This window comes from Bradyrhizobium cytisi (genome assembly GCF_008123515.1).
GTDB classification, from domain to species: Bacteria; Pseudomonadota; Alphaproteobacteria; order Rhizobiales; family Xanthobacteraceae; genus Bradyrhizobium; species Bradyrhizobium cytisi.
Genome location: NZ_VSSR01000047.1, coordinates 1 through 14,307, shown reverse-complemented (window position 1 = coordinate 14,307; position 14,307 = coordinate 1). Strand labels below are relative to the sequence as shown.

Annotated in this window: 12 protein-coding genes and 1 pseudogene; 8 read left to right on the top strand and 5 right to left on the bottom strand. The window is 65.4% G+C overall.

The window, feature by feature from the left end:
- Positions 1 to 54 precede the first annotated feature (54 nt).
- Positions 55 to 798 (top strand): sulfite exporter TauE/SafE family protein, encoded by a 744-nt coding sequence (locus FXB38_RS27545; RefSeq protein WP_148754075.1) that lies wholly within the window; start codon positions 55 to 57, stop codon positions 796 to 798.
- A 54-nt stretch (positions 799 to 852) separates the two neighbouring features.
- On the opposite strand, the gene FXB38_RS27540 is transcribed toward FXB38_RS27545, so the two are convergent.
- The 4 genes from FXB38_RS27540 to FXB38_RS27525 all read right to left on the bottom strand — a co-directional run bounded on the left by FXB38_RS27540 (position 853) and on the right by FXB38_RS27525 (position 7,423).
- On the bottom strand, positions 853 to 2,256 hold the full coding sequence (locus FXB38_RS27540) for an MATE family efflux transporter (RefSeq protein WP_148754074.1): 1,404 nt from the start codon (positions 2,254 to 2,256) through the stop codon (positions 853 to 855).
- A gap of 53 nt (positions 2,257 to 2,309) precedes the next feature.
- Positions 2,310 to 4,109 (bottom strand): ABC transporter ATP-binding protein, encoded by a 1,800-nt coding sequence (locus FXB38_RS27535; RefSeq protein ID WP_148754073.1) that lies wholly within the window; start codon positions 4,107 to 4,109, stop codon positions 2,310 to 2,312.
- Between the two features lie 389 nt (positions 4,110 to 4,498).
- A complete protein-coding gene (locus tag FXB38_RS27530) occupies positions 4,499 to 6,085 on the bottom strand; it encodes a DHA2 family efflux MFS transporter permease subunit (protein WP_148754072.1) in 1,587 nt (528 codons plus the stop codon).
- A gap of 30 nt (positions 6,086 to 6,115) precedes the next feature.
- Entirely contained in the window at positions 6,116 to 7,423 is a 1,308-nt protein-coding gene (locus FXB38_RS27525; protein ID WP_148754071.1) for an HlyD family secretion protein, read from the bottom strand.
- A 195-nt stretch (positions 7,424 to 7,618) separates the two neighbouring features.
- Between FXB38_RS27525 and FXB38_RS27520 the strand changes: the two genes are divergently transcribed.
- Genes FXB38_RS27520 through FXB38_RS27510 form a run of 3 tightly spaced genes read left to right on the top strand, consistent with a single transcriptional unit; the run spans position 7,619 to position 9,843 of the window.
- Positions 7,619 to 8,254 (top strand): TetR/AcrR family transcriptional regulator, encoded by a 636-nt coding sequence (locus FXB38_RS27520; RefSeq protein ID WP_148754070.1) that lies wholly within the window; start codon positions 7,619 to 7,621, stop codon positions 8,252 to 8,254.
- Between the two features lie 54 nt (positions 8,255 to 8,308).
- A complete protein-coding gene (locus tag FXB38_RS27515) occupies positions 8,309 to 8,653 on the top strand; it encodes a DUF6665 family protein (protein WP_148754069.1) in 345 nt (114 codons plus the stop codon).
- Positions 8,650 to 9,843, top strand: a complete 1,194-nt coding sequence (locus FXB38_RS27510) for a lanthionine synthetase C family protein (protein WP_148754068.1) — start codon at positions 8,650 to 8,652, stop codon at positions 9,841 to 9,843. Before FXB38_RS27515 ends, FXB38_RS27510 begins: the two co-directional genes overlap by 4 nt.
- Positions 9,844 to 9,954: 111 nt before the next feature.
- Here the strand turns inward: FXB38_RS27510 and FXB38_RS27505 are convergent, their stop codons facing one another.
- Positions 9,955 to 11,154, bottom strand: coding sequence for an extensin-like domain-containing protein (locus FXB38_RS27505; RefSeq protein ID WP_148754067.1), 1,200 nt, complete (start codon positions 11,152 to 11,154; stop codon positions 9,955 to 9,957).
- A gap of 95 nt (positions 11,155 to 11,249) precedes the next feature.
- Between FXB38_RS27505 and FXB38_RS27500 the strand changes: the two genes are divergently transcribed.
- The 4 genes and pseudogenes from FXB38_RS27500 to FXB38_RS27485 form a co-directional block, all read left to right on the top strand.
- Positions 11,250 to 11,438: a hypothetical protein gene (locus tag FXB38_RS27500; RefSeq protein ID WP_148754066.1), complete on the top strand. Its 189-nt coding sequence runs from the start codon at positions 11,250 to 11,252 to the stop codon at positions 11,436 to 11,438.
- A 275-nt stretch (positions 11,439 to 11,713) separates the two neighbouring features.
- Positions 11,714 to 12,487, top strand: coding sequence for a DUF2147 domain-containing protein (locus FXB38_RS27495; protein ID WP_148754065.1), 774 nt, complete (start codon positions 11,714 to 11,716; stop codon positions 12,485 to 12,487).
- 187 nt (positions 12,488 to 12,674) lie between these two features.
- Positions 12,675 to 14,003 (top strand): FecR domain-containing protein, encoded by a 1,329-nt coding sequence (locus FXB38_RS27490; RefSeq protein ID WP_187435196.1) that lies wholly within the window; start codon positions 12,675 to 12,677, stop codon positions 14,001 to 14,003.
- Between the two features lie 123 nt (positions 14,004 to 14,126).
- Positions 14,127 to 14,307, top strand: a pseudogene (locus FXB38_RS27485) (IS110 family transposase); the annotation flags it as partial.

The following is a 14,307-nucleotide window of genomic DNA, read 5'->3' as shown; positions in this document are numbered from 1 at the left end:
TATGCGCCATGCGACCACGGCTTTGGGATCGCCGGTAGCGACAGGGATTCATTGGTGGAAACGCTCACTTACGCGCTGCTCCTGTTCGGCGCGCTGGCCGGCGGCTTCGTGTCGGGACTGGCCGGATTCGGCACGGCGCTGATGGCGCTCGGCATCTGGCTCTACGTGCTGCCGCCCTCGCTCGCGGTGCCTCTGGTGCTGATCTGTTCGGTGATCGCGCAGACCTCGACGCTGCCCTCGATGTGGAAGAGCTTTGACCTGTCGCTGGTGTGGCCGTTCCTGATCGGCGGATTGATCGGCGTACCGCTCGGGACCATGCTGGTCGCCTCCGCCGATCCAAAAGTGTTCAAGCTCAGCGTCGGCGTGCTGCTGCTGATCTTCTCGAGCGCGCTGTACCTGAACAAGAAGCAATTCGCCATCGCCTTCGGCGGCCGCATCGCCGACGGCGCGATCGGATTTGCCGGCGGCATTTTGGGCGGGCTCGCCGGACTGTCCGGGCCGCTGCCGATTCTGTGGGCCAACATCCGCGGCTGGAACAAGCACGAGCGGCGCGGCATCTTCCAGCTCTTCAATTTCACGGTGCTTGCGACCGCGCTAGTGTTGCAGACGGCTTCAGGCCTGGTCGCGTTCAAGGTGGTCTGGCTCGCGATGGTCGCATTCCCGGGCACGCTGATCGGCGCATGGGCCGGCGCGCGCGTCTATCACGCGCTGAGCGACAAGCATTTCGGCGATGTGGTGCTCGGCCTGCTGTTTCTGTCGGGCGCCACCCTCGTCTGGAACAGCATCAGCACGCTTTAGCTGCCTGACAGCCCGGCAAATAAGCCGGAGCTGCAGGGATGAAGCATGCTGTCGTTACGCGGGCTCGCGTGCGAGCGGCACGACGGGCTCAGGGCTCGCCAGTTCTGCGGCTTTCTCCTTCGAAGGCACCAGCCGCTTCCTGAACTCGCGGCGCAACAACCACAGGCTCAGGGCGGCCTGCAGCGTGGTGGTCGCAATCGACAAGTACCAGACATGCTCCATCCGGAAGCCCGGCCACGTGGAGAGCCAGACCGACGGCAGAGAATAGGTGAGGACCCGCATTGCCGAGGTCCACAACACCGGCGTGGTGTTGCCAAGCCCCTGAAACATGCTGGAGCAGATAAAGATCAGCCCCTGCGCCACCATGTTGAACGAGATGATGCGCAAAAAAAGCGACGCAACCGCCATCGTTTCCGGATCGTTCGAGAACCCAGCAAGCAGCAGGCCGGGCGCGAACTGCGCGACGATCAGGAAAGCAATCATTACGGCGGTCGCAATAAGCGACGCCTTGACAAAGGTCTCTCGCACGCGCGCCCCATTGCCTGCACCGAAATTCTGGCCGGCGATGGGCCCTGCAGCAAGCGCGATGGCGAGCGCCGGCATCTGGATCAAGCCGAGCAGACGCGTCCCGATGCCAAATCCTGCCTGCGCCGCCGAACCAAAAATGCTCAGCACGTAATAGCCCACGGCCATGATGATGAAGACCATCACGAACTCGCCGCCTGCCGGCAGCCCGACATTGAGGATTCTTTTCCACTGCCGAAGCTGCGGCCGCCATTGCGCGGGATGAAAGGCGACGTAACGCTCCCGCCTGAGGAAATAGACAAGCAGCATCAGCACGCCGATGAAGACCGCGATAGAGCTTGCAAGGCCCGCTCCGGCGACACCAAGCGCATGTCCGGTGCCCCAGCCCGTGATCAGCACCGGCGCCAGCGCGATGTTGATCGCCACGGCAAGGACCTGCACCAGCATACTCGGCCGCACGATGCCGGTCGCCCGCAATGCGGACGCCATCACCTGTGTCGCGAATTGCAGCGCCAGCGCCGGCATGAACCAGAGCAGATAGGTCGTGCCGGCCTCGATCGTGGCTTCGTCCGCCGCAATCGCGCGCATATAAGGGCGCGACAGTGCAAGCCCGCCCGCCAATGTCAGCAACCCGAACAGCACCGACAGGACGACCGCCTGGTTGAACACAAGATTGGCGTCATCGCGATCCTTGCGGCCCACGGCATGCGCGACCAGCGCAACCGTGCCGACGCCGAGCATCTGCATCAGCGCGTTGACGAGGAAGCCGGCGTTGCCGGCCGCGGCGACGCCGGCCACGGCCGCATCGCCGAGCCCGGAGACGAAGTACAGGTCGACAAGCTGGCAGATCATGATCGTGATCATGCCGACCACGATCGGTGGCGCCATGCTCACGATGTGGCTCACGATCGAGCCGCGCGTCAGGTCCTTCATCTCATTCCATCCTCGACGACGTGACGGCGGGGCCTTGGCCCTGCCGCCGCGCGTCATTCCGCTGCTGCGATGTGCCCGAGCTCCACCACCTGGCGCTCGAACAGGCTGCGATAGATTCCGCCAGGCTTGCCCGCGAGCATGGCATGCGTGCCCTGCTCGACGATCTCGCCGCGGTCGAACACCAGGATGCGATCGAGGCTGCGAACCGTCGACAGCCGGTGCGCGATCACGATCGAGGTGCGGCCTTTCATCAGCCGCTCCATCGCCTGCTGGATCAGCGCCTCCGATTCCGAATCGAGGCTCGACGTGGCCTCGTCCAGGATCAGCACCGGCGCATCGGCCAGGAAGGCGCGCGCCAGCGCCACGCGCTGCCGCTCGCCGCCCGACAGTTTCACGCCGCGCTCGCCGACCAGCGTGCCGTAGCCCTTCGGCAGGCGCAGGATGAAGTCGTGCGCATTCGCCAGCCGCGCCGCCTGCTCGATCGCCTCGAGGCTGGCACCGGGCCGGCCATAGGCGATGTTTTCGGCGAGCGAGCGGTGAAACAGGATCGGATCCTGCTGCACGATCGCGATCTGGCTGCGCAGCGATTGCTGCGTGGCCAGTGCGATGTCCTGCCCGTCGATCAGCACGCGACCGCCGGTGACGTCGTAGAGCCGCTGCACCAGCTTGACGAACGTCGTCTTGCCGGAGCCGGAGCGGCCGACGAGACCGACGCGCTCGCCGGCGCGGATCCTGACCGACAGCCCGTCATACAGCGGCGCGCGATGGCCGCCATAGTGGAACGTGACGTCGTCGAACACGATCTCGCCGCCTTCGATCGCGATCCGCCGCGCGTGGGCTGCATCGGCGATGCCGATCGGCTCGTCATGGATCCCCACCAGCTCCTCCATGTCGTTGACCGAGCGCTGGAGGTTGTTGATGTGCATGCCGACGTCACGCAGATAGGCGTGGATGACGTAATAGCTCGTCAGCACATAGGTGACGTCGCCGGGCGAGGCATGCCCGTACATCCACAGCAGCACCGCGCCGCCGATCACCGACCCCCGCAGGCATAGCAGCAGGGAGAGCTGCGCCATGGCGGTGTAGTTGTAGCGGAACCAGGTCCGCCGCACCCGCGCACGCCAGCGCTTGACGACGCGCCCAAGCCGCGCATCCTCGCGCGCCTCCGCGCCGAACGATTTCACCACCGCATTGCATGTCAACGCATCCGCCAGCGTGCCGCCGACCTTGGTGTCCCAGGCATTGGACACACGCGCAGCCGGCGCGATGTAACGCGTCGAGAACAGCACCGTCATCGTGACATAGATGGCCGCACCAAGCGCGATCACCACGCCGAGCGAGGCCCAGTGCACGCCGAGCAGGATCATCGATCCGATCAGCACCGCCAGCGACGGTAGCAGTGCCAGCAGGATGGTGTCGTTCAGCAAATCGAGCGCCCACATGCCGCGCGTGATCTTGCGCACGGTCGAGCCCGCGAAGGAGTTGGCGTGCCAGTCGGTCGAGAAGCGCTGCACGCGCAGAAATGCGTCCTGCGCCACGTCGGACATGATCTTCAGCGTGAACGGCACGATCACTTGCAGCCCGGTCAGGCGCAACACCATCGACACCGCGCCCAGCACCACGATGCCGCCCAGCGCCATCAGCGCGGCGTGGCGGGCGGCAGGGTCGGACGGGCCACGCGTCAGCGCGTCGACCAGCTGTCCTGAAAACACCGGCATGAACAGGTCGGCGACGGTCGCCCCTAACAAACCGACGGCAATGGCAAGCGTGCGCCCCGGCTGATTCAGCCAGTGCCGGAACACGAAGGGCAGGACCACGCGGATAGCCGCGGGCTTTTTTGACAAAGCGGTCATGGCGTCATCCGGCCGCATTGCCGCGGGCCGGCTCCATCGATGGACGCAGGCCAGCCGCGAGGGCCGGGACGGCGTCACTTAAAGCTGAACTTGACTTGGGAAGCGGAGCGATCGGGGCGTCTGGTCGAAACCCTGGCCCCATCGAAGCTGGCGGAAGCGGCCTCTAGCAGGCCGAGAACGTACCGAGCCAGATCATCATCGAGCGCGGAAACGCGATCTGCGAATGCGACGAAATCATGCAAATCTCTCCCCGGCTCGAATGAATGAGGTGCGCTTTATAGATGCACGATTCGCAATTTGCAACGGGCCCTGCGCGAGATCACGCACGAGTGTTGCATTTTGGTGCGCAGCCGCCCGGTCAAGCCGGGCGACGACACCGCGTGTAGCTCTTAATGCGAGTCGCCGCCGGCACCGAACGGCGAGGCCGGCCTGTTCAACAGCGTGACCAGGACGCTGAGGCTCAGATAGAACAAGGTCAGAATCAGAAACGCATCGCCATAGCTCATCACCACGGCCTGGCGGTGCACGATCTGGCTGAGCTGCTTCATCGCCATCAGCGTCGAGTCCCCAAGCCCCTGAAACTTCTGCTGGAGCATGGTCAGGGTTTCGGTCGCGGTTGCGTTGCCCCAGGTCACGCGCTCCTGCAGACGCGTGATGTGCAGGTCGGCGCGATCGTTGAGCACGGTGTTGATGACGGCAAGCCCGACAGCACCGCCGAGATTGCGCATCAAGTTGAACAGGCCGCTCGCATTCTTCACCTTGTCGGGCGGCAGCGTGCCGAGCGCGATGTTGTTGGTCGGCACCATCGCGAACATCATGCCGATGCCGCGCAGGATCTGCGGGATCAAGAGCTCGTAGAAATCGTAGTCGCGCGTGATCCAGGTCATCTGGTAGGAGCCGATCGCGAACACGATCAGGCCGAACGCGATCATGTAGCGCATGTCGAGGCTCGCCATCAGCCGGCCGACCAGCGGCGCGACCAGGAACATGGTGATGCCCGAGACGAACATGGTCTCGCCGATCATCAGCGCGCTATAGCCGCGCACCTCGGCGAGATAGCGCGGATAGATGTAGGTCAGGCCGTAGAGGCCGATGCCGATGCAGAATTGCAGCGTGGAGCCGACCGCGAAATTGCGGTTGGTGAAAGCACGCAGATTGACGATCGGCTCGGCCGCCGTGAAGACGCGCACGAAGAAGGCGATCGCCGAGACCGCGCCGATCCAGGCGCAGATCGCCACCGAGGTGTCCTGCAGCCATTCATATTGCGGGCCCTCTTCCAGCACGTATTCCAGCGTGCCGAGGAATCCGGCCATGAAGATCAGGCCCCACCAGTCGAAACGGTCGAGCAATTCGAAGTGCGGCTCGTCGAAATCGACCAGCGCCAGCACGCCGAGGGTGATGCCGATGCCGGGGACGACGTTGATGAAGAACAGCCAGTTCCACGACATCAGATCGGTGATGTAGCCGCCGACCGTCGGGCCGATCGTGGGAGCCAGAGTCGCAACAAGCCCGATGATGGGGCCGACGATGTGGAATTTCGACCGCGGGAACACCGTGTAGGCCGAGGCGAACACCGTCGGGATCATGCCGGCGCCGAGAAAGCCCTGCAGCGTGCGCCAGAGGATCATCTCCTCGATGGTCGTGGCAAAGCCGCAGAGCAGGCTCGAAATCGTGAAGCCGGCCGCCGAGATCGCAAACAGCAGCCGTGTGCCGAAAGCGCGCGACAGGAATCCCGACAGCGGGATCGCGATCACTTCGGCGATCAGATAGGCGGTCTGAACCCAGGAGACCTCGCTCGAGCTCGCCGACAGGCCGGCCTGGATTTCGCTCAGGGACGCCGAGACGATCTGGATGTCCAGGATCGACATGAACATCCCGAACACCATGATGATGAAGGCGATCATCCGCTTCGGCGCAATCCGCTCCGAATCGGCGGCCGCCATCATGGCAGGTGAAGCGGTGGTGGCGTTCGCCATGGTCTGACCTCGCAGCGCCGGGTCGCGCGCTTACTGCGGATGGACCATGGTTGGATCGTCGAGATCGATCTCGCTGTCGGCGTCGGCGGCACCCTTGTTGGTGTCGACCGTCGCGTAGACCGACATGCCGGCGCGGAGCAGGTTCTGCTTGGCAACCGCCTTCGGCACGCGGATGCGGACCGGCACGCGCTGCACGATCTTGGTGAAGTTGCCTGTGGCGTTGTCAGGCGGCAGCAGCGTGAACACCGAGCCGGAGCCCGCCGCGATGCTGTCGACGACGCCGGAGAACTTGCGCATGCCGTAGGCATCGACCTTGATCGTCACCGGCTGTCCGGGACGGATGCGCTTGAGCTGCGTTTCCTTGAAATTAGCGTCGATATAGACGTCGTCGAGCGGCACGACATTGCCGAGGCGCTGGCCGACGGCAACGAAGTCGCCGGCGCTGACGAGGCGGTTGGAGAAGATGCCGTCCACCGGCGCGCGCACCGCGGTGAAGGCGAGATCGCGCTCGGCCTTGGCGAGCGTGGTCTTGAGCTCGGCGAGCTGCGCCTGGGCTTCGGCCTGCTGCGCCTTGGCGACATCGACATTGCTCACCGCAACGTCGTAGGCGGCCTGAGCGGCCTTGACCGCGGCGGCGCCCTGGTCGCGACCGGCCTCCGAGGTTTCGAAGGTCGCGCGCGAGGCAAAGCCCTTGTTGCTCAGCGCCTGCTGGCGCTCATAGTCGAGATCGGCGCGCTTGAGGCCCGCCTCGGCAGAGACGAGCTGCGCCTTGGCCTGCGCGACCTGGCTGTCGAGCGCCGCGACCTGGCGGCCGATGCGGTCGATGGTGGCCTGCTGGGTCGCGATCCGGGTCGCAGCCGCGTCGACCGCGATCTTGTAGTCGCCGTCGTCGATGCGCAGCACGGTGTCGCCGGCATGCACCAGCGTGTTGTCTCGGGCCAGGATCGAGGAGATATGGCCGGCCACGCGCGCGCCCAGCATGGTGTTGTTGGCGCGAACATAAGCGTCGTCGGTGGAAACGAAGAAGCGGCCGACCAGCGTGTAGTAGCCGGCATAGCTTGCCGCCGCGAGCGCCAGCACGAGGCCGATGCCCATCATGACGAATTTGCGCTTGCCGGATTTCGGCGCGGCAGCGGCGGGTGCGGTCGGAGCCGGCTTGTCGGTCACGGGCTTCTCCGGCGCCTCGCCGGTGCGGCGCTTGGTTTCTTCAGCCCCATGAGAGCGCAGCTGCTCGGCGAGCACTGCGGACGGCCCGGTCGCAGCTTCACCGTCCGCCGTCGTCGTCTCCACCGCTTCCTGGCGAAGGACGCGCGCAGCCTGGTCTCTCGATGTGGCCATAAAGGCCTCCCCAACAGAATCGCGAACCGGGGCGGCCGTCGCACGGCCGCTGTCCCGCTCGCCCATCCCGAATATCATTGACCGAACGGTTCGGTCAATATACTTAATGTTCCCGAGCTGACCCTACTGGCCGAATCCTCTATTTGGGTTTCATGGACCGAGCACCGACCCAAAACCTTTCGAGACGCTAAACCAATGGTTGCAGCAAACCGCGAACAATTGCACGCCCTCCCGGACGAGGACAGCTCCAAGCGGCGCCAGATCCTTGCCGGCGCCCGCAAGGTGTTCATGGATCTGGGCTTCGACGGGGCCAGCATGGGCGAGATCGCGCGCGCGGCCGGCGTCTCCAAGGGCACGCTCTACGTCTACTTCGCCGACAAGAGTGCGCTGTTCGAAGCGATCCTCGAGGAGGAAGCGCTCCAGCACGGCCAGGTCGTGTTCAATTTCGACCCCGCGCGCGACGCCGAGACCACGCTGAGGGATTTCGGCGCGGCCTATCTTCATCTGCTCTGCCGGCCCGGCGGCGGATCGGCGATCCGCACCGTGATGGCGATTGCCGAACGCATGCCCGACGTCGGCCGACGCTATTATTTCTGCGTGCTGGACAAGACCATCAACCGGCTATCCGAATATCTCAAAGCCCATGTCGCCCCCGGCGATCTCGCGATCGATGATTGCGACCTTGCCGCCTCGCAGTTCATGGAACTGTGCAAGGCCTCACTCTTTCTGCCTTTCGTCTTCCAGGCCGCGCCGCCGCCGTCGGAACAGCGCATGATGGAAGTGATCGACAGCGCGACGCGGATGTTCCTGGCCGCGTACAAGGCGAAGTAGCGGCGGCAGGCCACGCGTTGCGCATCCGGTTCGCGCTACATTATATTGAGCGCCATGTCCCGTGATCTTCGCCCGCCGGTCGATATTCTCCATTATGAGATCGTCCAGGAACAGGCCTCAGCGCTTGGACGAATGGGCCGCACGCTCGAACAGGCCCTCGCGGAATTGCGCGCATTCGATGCCACGCACGCGCGCCCGGAGATACCGGCCTCGCTGCAGCCGGCCCGGCGCAAGCTGGTGATGGCCGCCGGCCAGGCGCTCTGGATGTTCGTGGTGCAACGTGAAGCGACCGGCCTGCGCGACAGCCGCCACATCATGCGGACCTACAACGTCCCGGCCGAGGTGCAGCTATGCATGGGGTTGGCGCCGTCGACGGATGTCGGAAAACTCAGGTCATGATCACCGCCGGTCGCCACCGCGCACTTGTGCAAGATGCCTGGAGCGAGCTGGCCGTCCGCACCGCGATTGCAGATATCGTTGCCGATGCCAACGCTGATTTCGATCCCGAGACGTTTTGGCCCGGTCACCCCGGCGACGACGGGGTGGGAGACGGCAACCCCAGCTTCTACTTTGGCGCGGCCGGCGTCATCTGGGCGCTCGATTATTTGCATCGTGTCGGCGCCAGCCCTGCTGCAAAGGACTTTCGTGCGGTCCTGCCAAAACTCCTCGAACGGACAACCGCAGGGTTCGAGAGGGTTTCGCCGGCCGGCTATGCCAAGCACGGCTCGCTGCTATTTGGCGACATGGGAGCCGCACTTCTCGCCATGCGCCTTGATCCCACGCCGGGCTTGGCCGATCTCGTCCATGCGCGCGCCGAAGCCAATACCGAACTTCCGATCCGTGAACTGATGTGGGGCATGCCCGGATCCATGCTGGCTGCGATCCACATGGCCGAGATGACACGGGAGCCGCGATGGCGTGGCCTGTTCGAAACGCAAGCGGCCCGGCTGTTGGATGATCTGGAGGAAACGCCGCAAGGCCGGCTCTGGACCCAGGATCTGTACGGCGCCAAGGACCGCTGGCTCGGGCCTGTGCATGGCTTCGCCGGCAACATCATCCCGTTGCTGCGTGGATGGGACTGGTTGACGCCGGCACAGCAGGCGCAATTGGCCGATGTTGTGCCCCAGACCTTGGCCGCGAATGCGTGGTCGTCCGAGCTCGGAACCAATTGGGGCGCGAGAAGCAAGCGCGAGACGCCACCGACTTTGTGTCAGCACTGCCACGGCGCCCCCGGCATGGTGACGACATTTGCCGACGCGCCGTTCGCGACGCCGGACTTTGACGAACTTCTGCTGGATGCCGGCCGGTTGACCTGGACCGCCGGACCGCTGACCAAGGGCTCGAACCTGTGCCACGGCGCCGGCGGGAACGGCTACGCATTCCTCAAGCTTTACCGCCGCACAAACGATCCGGTCTGGCTCGACCGTGCACGCCAATTCGCCATGACGGCCATTGTGCAGTATCGCGGCGCCAAGACGGTCGTTGACCGCGGACGCTATTCGCTTTGGACCGGCGACGTCGGCCTGGCGATCTACCTCTGGGATTGTATCACCGGGGAGCCGCGCTTCCCGACAGTCGACGTGTTCTGACCCGAAGTGTGGTCGCTCGCGGTGCAGGGCTACGCCCCGGCGGGATCGATTGCACCTGCGGATGCGTGAGATAGCCGACGATGTCGGCGGGCATTCTGGGAATGTGTCCGTCTAATCGTCCGAGAACTCGTCTTCCTCGTTGATCTTCTCGTGCTTGCTCTTGCGCGCACCGAGCGCGCCGGTCACGGAGGGATCGCGATTGCTCGCATACGGATTGCGCCGCTGCGCCCGCGCCGCGACCTCTTCGCCGGAGACTGCGGCCGGCTGGCAGATCAGGCGGCGGCTGGCGCGGCGCATCAGGTCGACGTGGATGTGATCGTAGTGATAGACGTTCGAGCCCGGCGCGAGCACGGTGGTGAAATGCGCGCACGCGCCGGATTGTACGTCGCGCAAGAATCCCTGCTCTTCCGGCATGCCGCGCCAGCCGTCCTTCACGCTGATGCGGCGGCCATCGGCGAGCACGAAGGCGGCGACGTCGAGCGCGTTTCCGAAGGCGTGCTCCGAGATATGGGCGCTCGGGTTGCCGTTCATGCCGCGGCAGGAATAGGCGGAGATCTGCTTGATCTCGACCACGCGGGCGCCGAACCAGCGCATCGCCGAAGGCTGCACGCTGTCGGCAAACCAGCGGTCAAGCTCGGAGACGATGGGACAGGCCAGCGTCGCCGGCGGCTTCACCGCGACCGGACCGACCGCGGTGACGGGATTGCCCTGCGCCGGACCGAGACGCGGCAGCGGCTGCTGTGCGGGGGCCTGCGAATAAGGCGCCGGACCGGGCTGCCGCGCCGGATAGCTCGGCGCATTCATGTAGCGCGCGGCACCCGCGGCGTCGGTGCCCTCGGGCGGCAGGTCGATCTCGTCTTCCTGCGGCGCCACGCCGGGCGCGCTGAGCGACACCGGGCCGGAGGAGGCGCCATAGCCGGACGGCTGGCGCGCCACGCTCTCGGGATAGTTCGACCGCTGCGGATAGCCAGCCGCCGGATAATTCGATTGCGGCTGCGTCACCGGCCAGCGCGGCTGATTGCCGATACTGCCGGGCGGGCGCAGCTCCTCATCGGCGAAACCGTAGCTGCTCGCCCCCTCGCCGATCGCGGCGACCTTCAGCGGAAACTCGGCGCCGCACATGCCGGGGCCGGAGATCGGCTCGATCCGGACGATGTCGGCGCTCTCTTTCACGGCGCCCGATTTCAGGCACGCCGCTTCTGCCTCGGCCCGCCACGGTTCGCGTTCGGCCTGGAACAAGCCGCGTCCGCAACCCGCGAGCGAAACAAGGACGATGGAGCCGACGAGATACAAACGAACTCCGCGCGTCATGCGCGCACGTTCGGTGAATTTACTTAAAGACTCTTCAACGTGTCGATTTCAGCTTTCCTTTACCATGACGCGTCCGCGGCCGCAGGCGAACGACAATGAGGCTGACTTTTTTCAGCGGTGAGTTTTTGTTAACCATAATGATTGCGCGCAAGGCGGCGCGCAGAGGGAGCGATCCCAAGCGGGATCTCAGGAGCAACGTCATGACGTTCGTCGGGAGACTGAGCGTTGTCACCGCGTACCTTGCCATGGCCTTTGTCGGCGCCATCGTGCTCGGCATGATCTAGCAGCGTCCACCGACCGCATCGCGGGCCTGCCCGGCTGAAGCCAGATTGTCTGGCCGCCGGGCGTTTTGCGTTGCTCAGAAATTCGAACGGTTCGATCCGGTGATGCCACCAATCTTGAAATCGCGCTGCAGATCAGCAGCGTTGCACAGTCTCACCCAGGCAGCCGTTGTGAGGTCCATCACAGATGGGCGGAGGCATTGGGCATAGGGTCGAACCACATCCGGTCCACGACAGACTTCAGTCCATATCGGGACCACGCCATTTCGGAGGTTGTCATGAACAAGCTCACCATCGCCGCCACCGCCGTCTTCCTCGCATCAACCGCCGTCGCACATGCCGGCAATTCGCTCTCGTTCCAGATCGAAGGCCAGCGCATCCGCATCGAGACGCCGCGCAACTGCGCCTCGCTCGATTGCGTCACCATCGTGGCGCCGGGCCTGTCGAACAAGCCGATCAAGCTGAACGACATCAACCTCAACGGCCTTGGCGGCTCCAAGGACGATGACGATACCACGCCGTCGACGACGACCGCGCAGCCCGCGCCGGCTCCGGTGCAGCAGCAGCCCGTGGCGCCCGCGCCGATGCAGGCCACCGCGCCAGTCGCACCCGCTGCCGCTGCCCCCGCCACGACCGTTGCCACCGCGCCATCTGTCGACACGACCACGCAGCCTGCGCCGGGTGCCGCTCCTGCTCCGGTCGCCGCTGCTCCCGCTTATGCGCCGGCTCCGGCACCTGCTCCGGCTCCCGTCGCGCCCGTGCAGGCCGCGAACACGCCGCTCGGCGTGTGGGCGACCGAAGAGAACAAGGGCAACGTCCGCGTCGAGCAGTGCGGCACCAACCTCTGCGGCTATGCCGAGAAGAGCAATGAGCGGATCCTGATCAACATGAAGCCCGACGGCGCCAAGTGGAGCGGCCGCATCCACGATCCCGACTCCGGCCGCAACTACGACTCGACGATCGCGATGAAGGGTCCCAACGCGATGCGTGTGCAGGGCTGCGCCTTCGGCGGCATGTTCTGCGGCGGCCAGACCTGGAAGCGGGTGGGCTGACGCCGACGGCCTCGCCGCCGGCAAACGTTCTTGTTCCCAAGATGGCGCCACGTCCCTGACACCGGGACGTGGCGTTTGTACGTTCGCCCGTCCCGTGCGACAGACGTTCATCCGCCATTCAGTCAGCTCCGGCTGATATCGACCGATCTCGCCTCTTGTTCTCACCGGGACCTCATTCGTGACTTTGATGGTGGCTTGGCGCCGCGTCGTATTTGCTTTGCCGCTGCTGGCGCTGCCGCTGGCCGGCGTGGACAGGGCGTGCGCGTCCGACGCAATCGAGCTCGCGCAAGCCCAGGCACAAGCGCAGCCGCAGGCACAACCGGCGCCTGCCCCCTCCCCCACGCCATCGGCCTCGCCTGCGCCGGCCGGCGATGCGCAGCCCGCCACTGTGGAGCCGATCGGCAACGTCGCGACGGTGACGGGGATCGCGACCGTGATCCGCGACAAGAACTCCTATCCGCTGAAGGTGCGCGACGACATTTATCTCAACGACGTCGTGCAGACGTCCTCGAACTCCTCGCTCGGCATCACCTTCAACGACGCAACCACGTTCAATCTCTCCGCCGGCTCAAAGATCACCATCGACAATTACGTCTATGAGGACGGCGGCAAGCAGAACTCGGCGATCTACGACATCGGCAAGGGCACGGTCGCCTTCGTCGCGGCGGCGGTGGCGAAGACCGGCGACATGAAGATCGCAACGCCGACTGCAACGCTCGGCATTCGCGGCACCACCGGCGTGGTCGACGTGCCTGAGAACGCGACCGCGAACACTGCGAATAACGTCAACATCAAACTCTATCCCGACGCCGACGGCCGGGTCGGCCATATCGATGTCAACGACCGCACCAGCGGCACGCGGCTCGGCGCGCTGACGCAAGCCGCGAGCGGCTTTGCGATCCGGCCGGGTGCGGCCGGCCCGGGCGGCATGCGCTTTGCCGCGGTGCCGATCACGATCCCACCGCAGCAGATCGCGCGCGACCGCGGCTTCGTTAGCCAGGTGCACGCGGCGCAGACCACCGGCCGCCAGATCGTCACCGAGCAGCGCGACTTCCGCCGCGCCAATCCGGCCGCGATCAGCCGCATTCCGCGACCGGCGCAGCCGCCGCAGCAACAGCAATTGCGTCCGAACACGGCGCCGAACCAGCAGCCGCAGCGACCGAACAGCCAGCCCGGTCAGAACAACCGTCCGGGCACGCAACAGCCGCAGCGTCCGGGACAAGGCGGCGCGACCCAGCCGCGTCCCGGACAAGGCACGCAGCCCGGCGGCGCGCCGCAGACGCAGCCACAGCGCAGCGGACAATCTCCGCGAGCGCCCGGCGCGATCGCGCCCCGGCCGGGCACGACGCCACAGCCGCAAACGCCGCGCACCGGATTGCAGCCCGGCATGCAGCCGCAACAAGGCGCGGCACCGCGCCAGCCCGGCCTGCAGCAGCACCTGCCCGCCGCGCAACGCCCCGCAGCGCCGCACAAGCCTGCGTCAGCTCCCGCTCCGAAGGAAAAGAAGAAGCGATAGGTTGGCGAGCGCGCCTCCCCGTCATTGCGAGGAGCCCTTGCGACGAAGATTCCATGGGGAGTGGATAGCGACCAGGTCTGAGGCCAGACTGAGGTTGCAAAACCACCCAACCTGGAGACGACGATGTTGCTCGATCATCCTTCCGACGGACCGACCGCTATCCGCACGCAGTTTGGCGCAATTTTTGTGTCGCTGGAACTGAGTCGTTCGAATTGGCTGATAACCTCGCTTTCGCCTGGCAAAGGCGAGAAGATGTCCAGGCATAGCCTCACGGCCGGCGATGTTGCCGGCTTGATGAAGCTGT